This window comes from Paenibacillus sonchi, from assembly GCF_016772475.1.
Lineage (GTDB): Bacteria > Bacillota > Bacilli > Paenibacillales > Paenibacillaceae > Paenibacillus_AQ > Paenibacillus_AQ sonchi.
Genome location: NZ_CP068596.1, coordinates 205,129 through 219,770, shown reverse-complemented (window position 1 = coordinate 219,770; position 14,642 = coordinate 205,129). Strand labels below are relative to the sequence as shown.

Below are 14,642 nucleotides of genomic sequence, written 5' to 3'. Positions count from 1 at the left end.
GCCGCAGCTTGGATTATCAGGAAAGTTCAACATTTTCTCCTAAACAATACGCCTTTTTGGGGGTGAGCCTGTTGGTTTCCATCAGTCTATGTATGATTGTGAAAAACGAGGAAGAAAGTATCGGCCGATGCTTATCTTCCGTTCGGGGCATCGTAGATGAAATCATTATTGTCGATACGGGATCTACGGATGGTACGAAATTGATTGTAAGTCAGTATACCAACCACATTTTTGATTTCGAGTGGATCGAGAATTTCGCTGCTGCGCGGAACTATGCGTTCAGCTTGGCCAACATGGACTATATTTTTTGGCTTGACGCCGACGATTTTTTAACTGGGAGCGAAAGACAGAAGCTGGCTACTCTAAAGGAAACGCTTGACCCATCCGTTGATTCCGTTACGATGCACTATCATCTCGGTTTCGACGAATTTGGAAATGTGACCTTCAGCATAAAACGAAATCGACTCGTGAAAAGAGCGAAACATTTTCAATGGATCGGCGCGGTCCATGAATATCTTGAAGTCGGAGGACACATTCTGCACAGTGATATTGCCGTTACCCATTACAGCCTCCGTCATGATAGTGACCGAAATCTAAAAATTTATGAAAAACGTTTATCCCGAGGAGAGGAGTTTTCCCCACGAGACCTGTACTATTATGCGAATGAGCTTGTAGATCATCAAAAATATGAGAAGGCGATCTACTATTACGAAAAATTTCTTGCCACAGGGAAAGGCTGAGTTGAAGACAATATTTCAGCCTGTGGGAAGTTAGCGGACTGTTACCATGAGCTGGGGGACCAGGACGGAATTGGAGTGCGCGTTAGGATCTTTTCAATATGAAGGTCCCCGAGCTGAACTTTGTTGTAGGCTAGGGTACCATTTTTTGCTGAAGAACGAACTGCAAACGGCGATCTTTGGTACAAACTGCCCACCCAACTTGAACAGCCAAAAGGCAATTTAGTTTTTTTTCAACCCGGCCTGCTCAACATGGCTGCCTCACCTACAACTTTGTGTATAATACGACCGAATGGGCGAATACCGATTGGCGTATCAGCATAACGAAATCGCCTGTTCCTATCGGCCGACCGATCCACGCGTATTGCATAACCAAAAGTATCTGGAATCCATCTGTCCTGTTCATTAAAAGCCCGCCGTCTTGCAGGAATTTTCATCTTCCCTTTCTCGTTTAAAGCAGCAGTCCATCATCGAATACAGCTACTTTTTTATAGACGATAACCAAGACGAGCAGGCAAGTGAACTACTCCGTCACTTCGCCAAAGTTATAAAACGAGTTACAGTGAAACGGTCCGGGCGGCAAAACGAATATATTCGTAACGAAACGACGCATTATTGGAATAATGCCATCGATGAGCGGTACGATCATTTATTTTTAGTCGATTCCGTCTTGTTTCTCCATCCCTGTACAGCCAAACAACTCGCTGCGACGGAGTTTCGGAAACTTTCTGTTCAAAATGGCAACTCGACTCTGATCCGCAGCCCCAAGTATGGCTTCGTGACGAGTACACGCAATGGGAACAACCAAGAGGCGAGAAGGTGAGTGTAGAAGGAAGTGGCTTAGTGTCTATGTGTTCTGTGTGTACGAATGCGAAGCTTGATGTCATAACGCCCCCTGCATACTTGTGAACCGTCTCCATTGCATACAATGGTTAATCTGGATATGGACGGGACAACGATAGAAACTTGCTGGGATTGTCCGATTACTTGGGTAATCTCCTTTTTCCGAGTTCTAATCATCGCTTCCATGTCACAATTAGTATCGTTCTGTATTTTTACATTAGCGGATGGTCGTATTTCTACAGCTCTAAAGTAAACTTGCGGTTTAGAATCGCATTTTTGAAAGATCGTACCACACACTTCTTCACAAAAGCATTTTATTTTTTTTCTGCGGCAGTGCTTCTTTTTCTTTCTTGAGCGGCAGGATATTTTCGTATTTACTTTAACGATCGTGGTTTGTTTATTGACTTGAACATTTCTCCCCAATGACATGACACCTCCTTCGCAAACGGGACGTTCCATATATAAACGGTATATTGTTACAGTCGACTAAAGGCCTTGGTTAAACACACAAATTGAATAAAAATAGTGAAACCGCCCCTTTTACCCGAAAATGGACTATTTTCCTGGTGAAATCGCTCAGGCAGGTTGGGACTTGAGAAAGTAACATAGGGTACGGAAATAGGGAAAAAGAGGGGAAGTGACTTTATGGGTTGTAAATGTTCTTCCAGCCGCGCTCCAATGGTTGCTGAAAGTAATTTTTCTTGCTGCAACCAAGTGACGTTTGTTCAGGATCAAATTTGTACGCCGATCAATGTTATACCAACCGCGGCTGCAATCACCCAGATTCTTTATCGTAATAACTTGAATCCAATCAGCTTATTCGTTTCTGGAAGTGTTAAGATTGGCTCAGTTCCAGCCGGAAGGTCGATAACGGTAGATTTTCTTATTGGGGGCCCGACGGGGACCGTTATTGAATCTGATACCATTACACCAGGAACTAGCTTTGGTTTTACAAAAACTGGGTTCGACACCATTCTATTAACCATCGCAGCCGGAACTGCGGTTACACCGAACATCACGGGAGAAGTATGCGTAACGCCTCGATATCCTATAAGTTAAAAAAGGAAATATCAATCATCAATCACCTTAACGGGTCTGTAGCACGAATAACACTTGAACCGGGCTGTTGCTAGTACTATCAATATAGCAAAAACTCTCCACCTAGGAGGGTTTTTATATTTATACCCATTCGTATGCACCTGATGATAGCGACGCTGGTACTTCCCCTGGTAGCAGTGACGAAGTTAAAACATTAAAATGCCAAGCTTGGACATGACCGAGGGCTCAGCGTATATTCCACACAGACATTTACATATACTTCCGTGCGCTTTGCGGGTGGTGTCAGATTCTCTGGTACTACCCCGATAAGGGAAGCGGAAAAGATTTTCAGCGTCCAGAGTATCAGCTTCTCAAGCGTGTGCTGTGAGAAGGTGCACGCTATTCGTGAAGTCTATTAATCGCTTTGGCCGGAACAAGCAGGAGATTTTAAAAGAGTGGCAATGGCTGATCGATGCGAAAACTCATATCGTGGTGATCGACATTCCAATTCTTGATACGTGCAAGTATCAGGAGCTAGAGGGGATCGGGCAGCTCATTATGGATCTGGTGCTTCAGATCCTAAGTTGGTTGGCTGAAGAAGAACGTAAGGGGATCAAACAGGCGCAGGCTGAAGGGATTGCTGAAGCCAAGAAAAGGGGAAAGCACCTGAGACGGCCACGGATCAATCTAACCACGCTTATGCCTGGGCAAATTTGGGAATACGGTGGAGCCTAGTCACACGAAAGGTAGCGTCCTTACGGCCGGACGGTTTGGGCATGGAGCAATGGTAAGTGGAGCGGTATATACCGTTGATGGATAGCGTCCAGGCTTGTATTGGACGGAGCCTTACAAGAGAAGAGCATGATACGATTGCTTGGTTATCGGGACTTGATGGGAGTACAATTGACAGTATTCTGAGTCTTATCAAATCTGCGAAAGGAGGTTGAATATGATTAAAGTGGTAGAAGTGCTACCGGGACAGGAACCGGTAATTAAGGAAATTTCGTCATTGTATGGCGCATATGGACAAGAACTGTTTGGAGAGTCCCGGCGTGATCATTCCAAGCTGGGGAACGATTTATATCTGGCTGTTGGAGATTCAGCAGCTCTTATCCGCAAGCCGGTTAATTTCACATTGTCTTTGGGAGCGGCTCAGGTAAGTGTCTGTGGACCAGCCGTTTTTGTGGCAAGGGTTTGGGAGAGCGACGGCGAGACGTTTGACGAGTATAAGTCTCTCTTAGCCGGTGAAGCGGCTGCTATTGTAGAACTGTTAAAGCGAGATCGGAATCGATTTGATCCAAGCGAACTACATAAACTTTTAGGATGGGAATTCTAATGTTCGGTTTTTAAGACAATTTAGACGCATGGCCAGCTCCAGCAGCTGGCTTGTTTTTGTTTAAAACCCGAACATTTAGAGTATGGCCGATTAAAAAAATGACTAAGGGCCGAATGAGGTGGAATATTTAATATGGTATAATAAGGAAAAAATGAGAGGTAATTGTTATGAGGAAAAATAGAAATAACAGAATGGTACGTAAGGTGGATGCTTTGGGTCGTATTGTATTACCGATGGAATTGCGGCGCACACTTGGAATTGATATTGGCGATCCGATTGAATATTTTGTAGATGACGCAAATGAACGTCTGACATTGAGGAAATATCGAACCCTGGAGTGCATGTTTTGCTCTTCCACGGAAGGGTTGTCTTATTTTAAGGATTATTTCATTTGTGGTTCATGTTTAGAACAGGTTTCCGGAAACGAGAAATTGCCTGAAGGGGGAGCGGCAGAAGTGGCCGCTGCGTTGGAGGAAGTAAACACTGAAAAAGAAATAGCGATTAAACCAAAGTGGACACGAAGCAAGGAAACACTCCTCCGGCTGACTAAGGTCATGGAACAGTACCCGGATGCACCACAAAAAAAGTGGGCCGAGATGCTGGGTATATCTCAGGGGCGGGTCAGTCAGTTGTTGAAAAAATTGAATAACACCGCCCACTGATCTTCGGATGTGGCGAATAGATAAATCGGGAGCAACTTTTTTTTGGTTGCAACTGTTGTTTGGTTTTAAGCAAGTGGAATCATGATTGCGGCTTCACTACTCGAATAATTGCGATCCATTTATACTATAAGAGTAAGGTAATCAAACTAATGAAGAGGGAGCGTGTTACTATGAAAACAGAAGTAATATTGCATTCAGGAATCTATCGTTTCAAATGGCCTTATCTTACGGGCCACTTGGTTCCAAATGATGCAGGGGAAGTCACGGTCTATGATTGTGACGTTGAAATGAGAGTCGGGCAGGATGAAGATTTACAAGAGGGCAAGTTAGTTACAATTATTATTACTTCCTACAGTCCTCCAGGTGTTCAAAATAGAATTGAACATATCGCAACTAAAATTCGGTTGGCGTTCTTTGATCATATCTTCCATGAGCGCCACTATGAGAAACCGATTGTGCCTGAAGAAAGCATACGCTGGATTGAACAGCATCTATTTTCAAAAGGCAGCAGTCCGGGGGATACCTCGCATGATCAAAGCTTGGAAGTCACGATGCAATGGGATGCGAAGAAACACGCATACAGCGGACCATCGTGGAAGAAAGCTCAAATCATTTATAACTGAGGATAAGGATAGGCGCTCCTGGATTCGGTGAGCGTCTTTTTCGTTTTCTGGTTGGGAGTATATAACATAAATTTAACTTTAATCGTAAATAATGTTAATTATATGTCATTCATGGGTTCATTTGCTCTGATATAATTTCTGCTAGGTAGACGAAAGGAGATTTTAGGGTTGAAAAAAGAGCTTGGTGTATTGATGGTGTTGAGTGTCGTTTTGCTTTCAGGATGTGGTGGATCAGATAAGCCCGAAACGGTTACGCAAGGTTTGGGTGAGTCTCCCAGTAAACAAGTAACAACACAGCCGGTGCAAGATACAGATGCGAAATTGCTGGGGTCTTCAGAGGATGAAAAAGTAAAATTTTATAAAAAAACCGATGGGGCAATATTGGATATTAACGGGAATAAAAAGGACTTTCCTTGGAATGTCCCTGTTGATACTGGAACTGCTCCGCAGGTATATTATACGGATGTTACAGGCGATAGAAAAGAAGAAGCTGTAATTATCATCCAAACTGGGCGAGGAACAGGCTTAAACAATTATGATATTCATGTCGTTAGCGCCGAGGATCTTTCCGAAATTAAAGTCCAAAGCTATGAGGAGATTGTTGCTGATCAGATTGAAACCCATGTTGCTAAAAAAGGTGACGATACGTTAGCGATTTCAGTTAAAGCACAAGGAAAAGAATATAACTTTAATTATGGGTTTGACCCAGCACCAGATCAAAAACAGGATAGCCTTGGGTTTGGTGGCGTATATATATATTCATTAGAAAATCAAAAAATAAAATTAAACCTTGGGGCAGCAGTACCCGGGACTACCACATATGTATGTGATTTCAATGTCACTTATAAATTTGACAGTGCCAAGAATGAATTGGTTGCAGATCAAATTGAAGTTAAACCTATTGAAAAATAGAAAAAAGCTTGTCCCAAAAAGTCTTTTGGGCAAGCTTTTTTTGATCTTACTGATTGGAATAATTGAAGAACATGTGTTGACCTTTCAGGGTTTTAGAAGTGACAACTACCCATGCACCACTCATTTTATATAAGAGCTTCCCATTTTCGGTTTTGCTATTGGCGTTGAAAAGATCGATTTGAGTATAAAATAATTTATCGCCAAATGGGTTTTCAAGGGAAGCAACATTTTGAGCAACGGAAACACAGTTTTTCCAAACTTGACTTGATGTGTTTGGTTTGAGGCATTTTGCCAAGTTAGAATCCCAAAAACAAGAGAATGCATTTTTATGAAGTACGACTGCTTCAATGGAGTTCTGATTTCTAAATTCTCCTGTTGTAGCATTTTTACGGTTAAGAACAACCCATGCAACACCAACACGGGAATCAGAGTCATTTTCTGTTTCTCCGTACAGTGTTCTTGCCAACAAATCGACGCTGTTGCGTCCGTAAAGCTGATCTCTTGAAGTTAGTGCATCACCAATTGCCATGAATATTACCTTCATTAATTTTTTTTGTAGATCACCGGCGTCTCATTATATAAAGAGAAATGAGCCTCGGATTTTACAACCACTTTCGAATTTTATTTCAATTCACTAATTTCAAAAGTTTGTATAACCTCAATCATTTTGACATAGAGTTCCTGTTTTAAATCTTCACGATGATCAGCGGGTACTTGTAATAAGGAAGCTTTGAGCTTTGGTGTGAATGATTCCAAAATATGTAATGTTGCCTCTGGACTGTGGTGTTGCTGTGCTTGTACTAGCAATTCGGCAATCATAAAATCACTTCTTTACGTTTTTTTGTATTTCATTCTTCAAGGCATTAATAGCTTCGCTTAAATCAGATATTTTCTTTTCAAACCGAATAAGTAGATACAACGTGATTACGATGGGAAAGCCCAAATTTGCAATAAGTGTAGCAAGATCAACTTCAGACATCATTCCTCACCTTCCGTTATCAACCGGCGCAATTTAGCTAAAGCTTTTAAGCGGTGTTTCGAGATGCTTTGTTGAGTTACTCCCAATATCCGGGCTATTTCCTTGTCATTTAGCTTTTGTACATAAGCAAAAGATAGAATCTGTTGTTGCTGCGCGGGTAGGGATTCATAAGCTTTAAAAAGAGAAAGATCCGTAATATGATCTTTTAGATTTGGAGGTACAGCTTTTGAATCATAAACAGCAAGTAAGCTGGATTCAAGATTTTCATCGTTGTCTAAAGTTAAAGGGAAGCGGTTATCCTTCAGTCGTCTCTTTTTATCATAATTGATAGAGTTATTGTGAATAAGCTTGGCCATATACTTGATAAAACGACGATTTACCTCATCATCTTTTTTCACTATAAGACCCCCTTCCTTCGTTGAAGAGATTACTCCTACCTAATAAAGAGAGATGAGTCCATATTTTTACAACCATTTCCCAAAATAAGGAACATTTGTTCCTGTATTTTAACATTGACAACACCTTGGTCAATGAAATTAAAACCATATTTTCTTTTAATATACATATAATTTTACAAATAATTTCATTATCTAGCTTTTTAGAGAAATGAGCATATGGAATAAAATATAGTGGCGCTCTGGGGTTCCCCTGGAGCCATTTTTACGTGTACTGGTTGGAACCTGGGCATGGTTTAAACCATGCCTGGATTAAAGGATGTTTTCTGGATAGGTAAGAGGATCGAGCTTCTGCAGGAGGGTAGGTCGCAAACGAAGGAAGAGATTGTGAAAAGAGATTAAGGCAGAAGGGCTGAGGCTACCGGCTCTAAGGCGGCAAGAGCGGCCACCTAAGACCCAGTACGCCCCGCTGCGGGGTTACTTGGCCCGATAACCAGAGCGCCTAAACCGGGGAAGAACGCCCCGGCTAAGGCGCTCTAGGTTCCTGTGCCGCGCTTAACACCCCGCACGGAGCCAGGTCAAGGGCGTTCTGGGGAAGATCGGAGAAGGCATGACGACGCTCCCATCAAGCAGCCATGCAAAAAGGCAGCACCATGATTCCGCTGCGCTACATCATCGTGCAAGGGAACTGTGAGCTGAAGCAGGGAAGGACGGAGAGAACCGGCATACGCCGGTTCTTTTTAATGGAAAGCATTTTTTTCCCTTTTGCCTTCCGCATGGTAACCCGGGCAAAAGCCTACTAAGTGTCCGGCAGGCCGAGCCTCCGGCTTCGCCCCTCCACCTCCCGGACACTAAGTAGGCGGCCAGTCATTCAAGGGGCAACAAAACTTTTTCTTCCATGGGAAAAGAAGAAGCGGAAGAAAAACTTTTGTGTGCTGATCCCTTGACCGCCTGTCATTGCCCTGGTTCCCAAGCATGCGTCAAAAGGGGAAAAAATTCCCCTTTGGGGATGCCAGCCACGCGGCAGGCAACGTCCAAAAAATTCTCTTTCGACAACCCAAATTCAAAAAACAGAAAGGATGAAAGGCAATGACGTTAACGATTAGAAGGTTTCGACTAGGAAGGATTGTAGGGACGCCGGGGTGCTTGGAGGCTGTAGATGAAAGAGAAATTCTACTAGCATTACGCTGGCATGTGGCCGGAAATTGGGGCGATATTTCCGAGGAAGACAAGGCAGCTAACGAGGAAGCCTTAAAAAATGGTGGGCGGCTATTATCTGCATACCGCGCTCATGAAGGCGTTAGGTTTTGGGTCATAACCGAAGCAGATCGGAGCGTGACCACGCTTTTGCTACCAGAAGAATATTGAGAGAGAGGGGGAGCCTTCATGAACGAAGACGAGCAATGGGCGCTTTTAGAAACGTTGGTTGTGGAGCGTATCCAGTTTTTAGAATCAAGGATAGCGAGCTACACCAAGTGGAAATCAGGGTACAGGGCAGCCGAACTGCTGGAGGGTTATAAACAAGAACTTGGATGCTACAGAGATTTAAAAGCATTTGTGGATACAAAGAGGGCGTAGATTGCCCGGTGCGTCAAGCCGCTCGCAACGGCTGTGAAACAGTGAAAATCAAAAGCCTAAATAGCTTTAATTGCTCTGCATTCTACTGAACGGTGGGGTAAGGGGGATGCCCCTTACCCTCCTATAAAACTACAGGAGGGCAACCCATATGCCAAAAAAGAAGGAAGACAAAAAAACAGTCTATGATATTGTGACTGAACGCATATTAAATCTGCTTGCGGCTGGTGTTGTGCCGTGGCGCAGACCGTGGAGAAGCGGCGCGGCCGTAAGCTGGAAGACTCAGCGGCCATACCGGGGAATTAACGCGATGCTGCTTGATCCCGGCGAATATGCCACCTTCAAACAGGTGACCGAAGCAGGCGGTAGCGTGAAAGGCGCAAAAAGTGAAATCGTAGTGTTTTGGAAGTGGCTGGATAAAAAGAATGAGGAAACGGGCGAAGAAGAGAAGGTTCCGCTTTTGCGCTATTACAAGGTGTTCAACGTTGCAGATTGTACGGGCTTGGAAAGCAAACGGGCGGCGGCATCACCTATCGACCACGACCCGATAGAAGATGCCGAGCGGCTGGTTAGTGGTTATACGGACCGCCCGCCCATCCGCTACGCATCGGGCCGGGCGTTCTACCGCCCGAGTGAAGATGTGGTCAGTGTGCCGCCGCTGGTGGACTACCAACAGGCCGAGGAATATTACTGCACCTTGTTTCATGAGCTGGTGCATTCCACGGGGCATAGCAAGCGCCTAAAGCGCCCGCTCGATGAGATAGCGGCCTTTGGGGATGAGGTATACAGCCGGGAAGAGTTGATAGCCGAAATGGGCGCGGCCATGCTTTGCGGCATAGCGAAAATCGATAACCACACGATTGAAAACAGCGCTAGTTATATCGGTGGCTGGGTGCGGAAGATCCAAGAGGATGATAAACGGCTCGTTGTACAAGCCGCAGGGATTGCACAGCGGGCCGCGGACTATATACAGGGGATCAGCTACGAGCAGGAATGAAACGGTGGGCCGGGGCTTTTCCCCGGCCCATGAATAAACGAACATACAAAGGAGCGGATTTTCATGGGATACACTCACTATTGGTATCGCAAACAGATCATAGAGGAAGCCACCTTCAAGCGGATCAAGACGGATTTTCAAAAGCTGATTCCTGCGCTATCAGCCGCAGGGGTAGGGCTGGCGAATGGTCTGGGTGAAGGCGATCCGATCATTACCGATCAGAGGTTAACGTTTAACGGGCGGGAAGCGGAGAGCTACGAAACGTTCGCCTTCCCGCAAGTGCTTACTCTGGCAGCGTGGGAACAGCCGAATGACGGAGGGTATTATTTTCAGTTTTGCAAAACAGCTGAACGGCCGTATGACTTAGCGGTAATGGCTTTCCTGATTGTGGCCAAGTATCATATGCAGCAGGGTATCAGGGTGGAAAGTGATGGGAATGTAGATGATTGGGCGGCCGCCCGTGAGCTTTGCCGGGATCAATTGAACATGTATGGGGTGGAGCTGGATTTCTACAGATAGGCATCAAATTATAAGATTTAACCGCGCTGCTGGCTGGGCCAGCAGCGCAAACCTTAACTTCAAAGGGGAGAGGGCTATGCCGCGGTTTACGTATCAGGAATTTGTGTTTTTCTGTGAAGCATTTCAAACGTTGAATCATTTTGACTTCGATCCGGAAGAAGTTTTATCCAAACATGAGGAAGGCCGGGGGCGGCTGCATATATATGAATGCTTGTACCGGGATAATAATAATTATAAAACGATTGTGGAGTTGACGTATGATGGTGACGATATCGCTTGGGGCATTGGGGATGGCTGGGGAGACGCGGACGACGAACTAAGCGCCCTCTATGATGCCTTACTGATCCTGAAGGGGGAGGAAGGCAGCGAAAGCCGGATTCAAGCCTTAATAGAAGGATCTCGATTTGACGGGCTGACGGTGGAGCAGGCCCTTGTCAGTGATGAGCGGGGCGCTCATTTGCTGGGCGTTGAAATCCGATCGCCCGGAGAGAGCCGGAGCGTACGAATGCTGGCTTGCCACTTATCAAGCTGTGAGTTTGAGCTACTTCGCTTCATGATAAAGCTGGAGCCGGGCCGGACCGCTTACGAATGGGAGAGCTACACGCCTAATCAGCCCATGCGGTTGACACAATCGGTGAAGGTACGGGGCAATCAGCTTGTAGGGGAATCCATGTGCTGGTATCTGGTGTACGTGACGGATGCGGATTCTTACATGATGCTGCGGCAGCAGCTCCACAAATAAATGAAGGCCGGGGAATCGGGGATCTGATTCCCCTTTTTTTGCGCCAGGGAGCCGGATCGAGCGGCGCCAGGGGGAAGCCTTCCCCCTGGACCCCCTGCTTACCCTTGGTGCGTTATCATCTGTTGGATGTTCTGTGCAGCTTATGAAGGGGAATCACGAGTTTTCTTGAGAACGGGCGGCCGCCCGTTCCGCTTCTCTTCGCTGCTGGGCGGTGGCCCACTGGATCAAGGTAGGGATCGCAGATCCGACAAGCTTATCCATTGAGCTGAATCGCTTCCCGGTAAACGGGCAAATGTACTGATCGCGTGTCTCCAGTACAGCATTTTCAGCTTGGTTCGGGTACAGCACTTTATACATGGATTTCTTTGCGGCTTCTATAACATCATCAGGCGGCAGCTCTTCATTTAAAAATTGTTGGTAAATACTCCATCGTTCTTCAGCATAATGCCGGGGTAGTCAACGCTTCTACGCTCACGTTCAAATTGTGTATTGGGTTGTAGCGCTGTGCTGGCTTCCAGAGAAGCCGCCTTTTTTGCTTTTCTCATTCTATCTTTTACGAAGGCTCCTTTAGTCATGCCGGACTGCTCAATTTCGTTCCATTCTTCTTCTGACAGCGTGAGCGAAACTTTTTTGGTGATGCCCTGGGCTGGACGGCCAACGGGCCGTGGTTCTTGGCTTGGTGATTGCATGTTGGGAGTTGCCCCCTTTATAATTTAGGTTACTTTAATTAGTTGTCACTGTTAACCTCATAATAATTTAGGTAACCTAAATTGTATAGCTATCGGCCTTTGTCCAAACCTGATATAATAGGCGGTAGACAAGTAACCGGTGGGATTATCGGCACGGTGAAGCTACCCGAGAGGGGGTGACGCTGTGTCACTTGATCTGGTCGTGAAGATTCTGGATTTGCTGCTAAAATTGGTCGGCATATTTGCTGGCCTAAAGACTTTGTTTGGCAGCCGGAAACAGATGAAGCCACGTAAAGACAAGAAAAACCACCGGCGATAGGTTGGGCCCTTGATCCGGTGGTTTTTCGCTCATATGAATGAAACTTTCGCCGTGGTCGCCCACTGGCAATTTGTCTGGATAGTCGTGATGCGGTCAACATCACGGCTATTTTTTATTATACCCAATGTCCTTTGAAACAATGACAAGTAGGAAATTCAATTGCCTTTGTGCCAGTATAGCACAAGCGCATCCTTTTTTCTACAGATTGGTACGTTTATCCGGGTATTTCCACTCGTCCACTTCGCGGGGATCAATCTTATACAAGTGGCTAATTAGAAGCGCCAAGGTGACGTTCGGGATCACGACACCGTATTCAATGTTCTGGTAGTTTCGTAAAGTGCATTTCATGGTGTTGTTGATCATGTGTACGATTGATTCTTGCGTATACCCTGCGGCTTCCCTTGCTTCCTTGATCCTCACTTTGGTAATATCTCCTCATATTTAGTCTATTTCTTCATGATAGGGGAGGAAATAATTTTACATCACGTTTTATAATCCATGAAATATATTGCACGAAAAATAATTCGTTGTATAATGGAATAAAATGCCGGTATTCTTCCGGCTGCAATAAACCTTTTGCCGGGTCCAAAGGAGACATACCCTCTTATCATCTAAGAGGGTATGTCTCCTTTTTTGTAACAAATTCAGGAAAATTTATTGTTGACCGCCGTTCAATTCGCGCCTACTATTATCTTAATATTCATCCTTAAAATGGATTTTTTGTTGGGGAGGTGTCTGTTTGGAAATAGAAAATATACGAGAGACTTTAATGAAGTACATGCGGAAAAACAACATGAGCTACTCACGTTTTTCTGAACTTTCCGGAATAAATTCTGGAACACTTAGTCGGGTTCTCCAAGGCAGCAGGCCAATATCAGTACGTCAATTAGATTCAATTACAAAGGGGATGGGGTTAGCTGAAGATTTTCTATTTGATGCTTACGTAGAAGAGTGCTTTGCCTTTAATGTATCAATGCGTAGGATACGCCCGTTTGTCTTGAAGTGCGCGGTGCTGGGGCGTTTGGATTGTATTGAGCGAATCGTGCCCCCTTTATTGGATAATTTGTCTTATGTCCCAGCGATGTTTGATGTGGCTGAAGAACTGCTTGCCAGCAAGCATAATCAAGCTGCGGCGCTCATCTACAGACATGTCAGCGAAGCTGAGAAATACCAGCATTCGGAACGGCTTGCGCTTTGTCGTTACCGTTTGTTCCTGATTAATTTAGGAGAGGATCTTGAAGAGAATATGCGCGCGGCAACTCAATTTGAGCCGTACGTCAATCGTCTCGATGAAGCGGATCAGCTTGAAGCTTTAAAGCAATTGATGCATGTTTTTGGAATGGTTCACAAATGGGAGAAAGTCGATGCTTTAGCCAAGGAGATGCACAAGGTTGCAACCATTCAGTATGATTTACAATGCCGTTCTGAACGATCAGAAGAAATCCAGAAACGGGCGGAACGCCCTTTATATTACTATATTTTGTATTCTTATCTGGCTCGATCTACAGCTAGTGAAGAGTGTGGGGACTACAAGAGAGCTTTGGAATTTGTGGATCTGTATGCAGGCGGTAAAAATTGGGTTCAAGAAAAGGATGAGGAAGCTAAACGAATTCTTGGACAATTTTCGGAATGGGCTGTTGCCAACACTTTGCTCTATCGTTTGATGTCCGGAGAAGTGGAGGTTTTGAACGAGTATGCGGATTACATAGCATCGCAAGAAGATGAAATATTCATTGCTGTAAGTAACATGGTCAAAGCAGCGAATTTATATGAGTTGAATATTGATAGCATCCTGGAACGTTTTGCAGCATTTATTCCTTATCAATCGGACAAAACGGATTTTGGCGAGTATAAACCGGCTATTTTAAAAGAGAGCTACGCTCAATTTCTTGGTGACTTGGCCGTGTATCGTTTCAATACAAATGAGGATATTGATAATGCAATAGAACTTCTTTTACAAAGTTTAAATTTATCGATTATAATAAATAGTGGAAAAAATATAATTAATTGTATTACTCTTTTTGAGGAATATAGAGATTATGCAGATCTCCAAGCGAAGGAGAAATTCAAAAAACTATCAAGTGAGGTGCATCGGCTTGCTAAAAAAAGCGTTATATTACTTGGTTCTCTGTAGTTTTATTGTTTCTACGTCGCAAATCTTGATTGTAAATGGGCATGGTTGGGGGACTTAAACAGTGTTGTAACACGGTTCACCAGCCCTCGTAATAATGTAATGGCACACCAAAAGCACCGCGATAACAACCGCGGTGCTTTTG

General features: G+C 44.6%; 22 protein-coding genes and 1 pseudogene. 15 read left to right on the top strand and 8 right to left on the bottom strand.

From position 1 onward, the window contains the following. The first annotated feature begins 71 nt into the window (after window positions 1–71). Together JI735_RS34590 and JI735_RS34585 are read left to right on the top strand one after the other, a co-directional pair. A pseudogene (locus JI735_RS34590) lies at window positions 72–1,146 on the top strand (tetratricopeptide repeat-containing glycosyltransferase family 2 protein). A 12-nt stretch (window positions 1,147–1,158) separates the two neighbouring features. After that, the gene (locus JI735_RS34585; RefSeq protein ID WP_039832855.1) at window positions 1,159–1,560 is read left to right on the top strand and encodes a hypothetical protein; all 402 of its coding nucleotides are present in this window, start codon (window positions 1,159–1,161) and stop codon (window positions 1,558–1,560) included. A gap of 17 nt (window positions 1,561–1,577) precedes the next feature. Here JI735_RS34585 and JI735_RS38090 read toward each other — a convergent pair whose 3' ends face one another. Continuing rightward, a complete protein-coding gene (locus JI735_RS38090; protein WP_411830154.1) occupies window positions 1,578–2,009 on the bottom strand; it encodes an S-Ena type endospore appendage in 432 nt (143 codons plus the stop codon). 216 nt (window positions 2,010–2,225) lie between these two features. Here JI735_RS38090 and JI735_RS38085 point away from each other — a divergent pair, with 216 nt between their 5' ends. From JI735_RS38085 to JI735_RS34555, 6 genes are all read left to right on the top strand, one after another. Continuing rightward, window positions 2,226–2,639: a DUF3992 domain-containing protein gene (locus JI735_RS38085; protein WP_083886354.1), complete on the top strand. Its 414-nt coding sequence runs from the start codon at window positions 2,226–2,228 to the stop codon at window positions 2,637–2,639. A gap of 384 nt (window positions 2,640–3,023) precedes the next feature. Beyond that, window positions 3,024–3,353, top strand: a complete 330-nt coding sequence (locus JI735_RS34575; protein ID WP_051051451.1) for a recombinase family protein — start codon at window positions 3,024–3,026, stop codon at window positions 3,351–3,353. 214 nt (window positions 3,354–3,567) lie between these two features. Continuing rightward, window positions 3,568–3,954 carry a hypothetical protein gene (locus tag JI735_RS34570; protein ID WP_039832854.1) on the top strand — a complete coding sequence of 129 codons (387 nt, stop codon included), beginning with the start codon at window positions 3,568–3,570 and terminating at the stop codon, window positions 3,952–3,954. A 167-nt stretch (window positions 3,955–4,121) separates the two neighbouring features. Continuing rightward, window positions 4,122–4,616 carry an AbrB/MazE/SpoVT family DNA-binding domain-containing protein gene (locus JI735_RS34565; RefSeq protein ID WP_233476563.1) on the top strand — a complete coding sequence of 165 codons (495 nt, stop codon included), beginning with the start codon at window positions 4,122–4,124 and terminating at the stop codon, window positions 4,614–4,616. A 170-nt stretch (window positions 4,617–4,786) separates the two neighbouring features. Then, window positions 4,787–5,239 carry a hypothetical protein gene (locus JI735_RS34560; protein WP_039832852.1) on the top strand — a complete coding sequence of 151 codons (453 nt, stop codon included), beginning with the start codon at window positions 4,787–4,789 and terminating at the stop codon, window positions 5,237–5,239. 168 nt (window positions 5,240–5,407) lie between these two features. Next, window positions 5,408–6,151, top strand: coding sequence for a hypothetical protein (locus tag JI735_RS34555; protein ID WP_039832851.1), 744 nt, complete (start codon window positions 5,408–5,410; stop codon window positions 6,149–6,151). A gap of 46 nt (window positions 6,152–6,197) precedes the next feature. Here JI735_RS34555 and JI735_RS34550 read toward each other — a convergent pair whose 3' ends face one another. The 4 genes from JI735_RS34550 to JI735_RS34535 form a co-directional block, all read right to left on the bottom strand. Beyond that, window positions 6,198–6,680, bottom strand: coding sequence for a cell wall hydrolase (locus tag JI735_RS34550; RefSeq protein WP_157771242.1), 483 nt, complete (start codon window positions 6,678–6,680; stop codon window positions 6,198–6,200). 92 nt (window positions 6,681–6,772) lie between these two features. Then, window positions 6,773–6,970, bottom strand: coding sequence for a helix-turn-helix domain-containing protein (locus tag JI735_RS34545; protein ID WP_039832849.1), 198 nt, complete (start codon window positions 6,968–6,970; stop codon window positions 6,773–6,775). 4 nt (window positions 6,971–6,974) lie between these two features. Next, a complete protein-coding gene (locus tag JI735_RS34540) occupies window positions 6,975–7,130 on the bottom strand; it encodes a YvrJ family protein (RefSeq protein WP_085979224.1) in 156 nt (51 codons plus the stop codon). Beyond that, window positions 7,130–7,528, bottom strand: coding sequence for a sigma-70 family RNA polymerase sigma factor (locus JI735_RS34535; RefSeq protein ID WP_051051449.1), 399 nt, complete (start codon window positions 7,526–7,528; stop codon window positions 7,130–7,132). The genes JI735_RS34540 and JI735_RS34535 overlap by 1 nt, the downstream gene beginning before the upstream one ends. A 632-nt stretch (window positions 7,529–8,160) precedes the next feature. On the opposite strand from JI735_RS34535, the gene JI735_RS34530 reads away from it, so the two are divergent. The 6 genes from JI735_RS34530 to JI735_RS34505 all read left to right on the top strand — a co-directional run bounded on the left by JI735_RS34530 (window position 8,161) and on the right by JI735_RS34505 (window position 11,358). Next, window positions 8,161–8,328, top strand: coding sequence for a hypothetical protein (locus JI735_RS34530; protein ID WP_202677756.1), 168 nt, complete (start codon window positions 8,161–8,163; stop codon window positions 8,326–8,328). A gap of 286 nt (window positions 8,329–8,614) precedes the next feature. Further along, window positions 8,615–8,893 carry a hypothetical protein gene (locus JI735_RS34525; protein ID WP_039832848.1) on the top strand — a complete coding sequence of 93 codons (279 nt, stop codon included), beginning with the start codon at window positions 8,615–8,617 and terminating at the stop codon, window positions 8,891–8,893. An 18-nt stretch (window positions 8,894–8,911) separates the two neighbouring features. Beyond that, window positions 8,912–9,103, top strand: coding sequence for a hypothetical protein (locus tag JI735_RS34520; protein WP_039832847.1), 192 nt, complete (start codon window positions 8,912–8,914; stop codon window positions 9,101–9,103). 148 nt (window positions 9,104–9,251) lie between these two features. Then, window positions 9,252–10,097, top strand: a complete 846-nt coding sequence (locus JI735_RS34515) for an ArdC family protein (protein ID WP_039832846.1) — start codon at window positions 9,252–9,254, stop codon at window positions 10,095–10,097. Window positions 10,098–10,160: 63 nt separating this feature from the next. Next, the gene (locus JI735_RS34510; protein WP_051051447.1) at window positions 10,161–10,616 is read left to right on the top strand and encodes a hypothetical protein; all 456 of its coding nucleotides are present in this window, start codon (window positions 10,161–10,163) and stop codon (window positions 10,614–10,616) included. Window positions 10,617–10,692: 76 nt separating this feature from the next. Next, window positions 10,693–11,358 carry a hypothetical protein gene (locus JI735_RS34505; RefSeq protein WP_039832845.1) on the top strand — a complete coding sequence of 222 codons (666 nt, stop codon included), beginning with the start codon at window positions 10,693–10,695 and terminating at the stop codon, window positions 11,356–11,358. A 153-nt stretch (window positions 11,359–11,511) separates the two neighbouring features. On the opposite strand, the gene JI735_RS34500 is transcribed toward JI735_RS34505, so the two are convergent. From JI735_RS34500 to JI735_RS34490, 3 genes are all read right to left on the bottom strand, one after another. Further along, window positions 11,512–11,715, bottom strand: coding sequence for a hypothetical protein (locus JI735_RS34500; RefSeq protein WP_202677755.1), 204 nt, complete (start codon window positions 11,713–11,715; stop codon window positions 11,512–11,514). A gap of 47 nt (window positions 11,716–11,762) precedes the next feature. Continuing rightward, window positions 11,763–12,047: a hypothetical protein gene (locus JI735_RS34495; RefSeq protein ID WP_202677754.1), complete on the bottom strand. Its 285-nt coding sequence runs from the start codon at window positions 12,045–12,047 to the stop codon at window positions 11,763–11,765. 517 nt (window positions 12,048–12,564) lie between these two features. After that, a complete protein-coding gene (locus tag JI735_RS34490) occupies window positions 12,565–12,729 on the bottom strand; it encodes an XRE family transcriptional regulator (protein WP_325175651.1) in 165 nt (54 codons plus the stop codon). 376 nt (window positions 12,730–13,105) lie between these two features. Here JI735_RS34490 and JI735_RS34485 point away from each other — a divergent pair, with 376 nt between their 5' ends. Beyond that, window positions 13,106–14,500 carry a helix-turn-helix domain-containing protein gene (locus JI735_RS34485; RefSeq protein WP_233476561.1) on the top strand — a complete coding sequence of 465 codons (1,395 nt, stop codon included), beginning with the start codon at window positions 13,106–13,108 and terminating at the stop codon, window positions 14,498–14,500. Window positions 14,501–14,642: the final 142 nt, after the last annotated feature.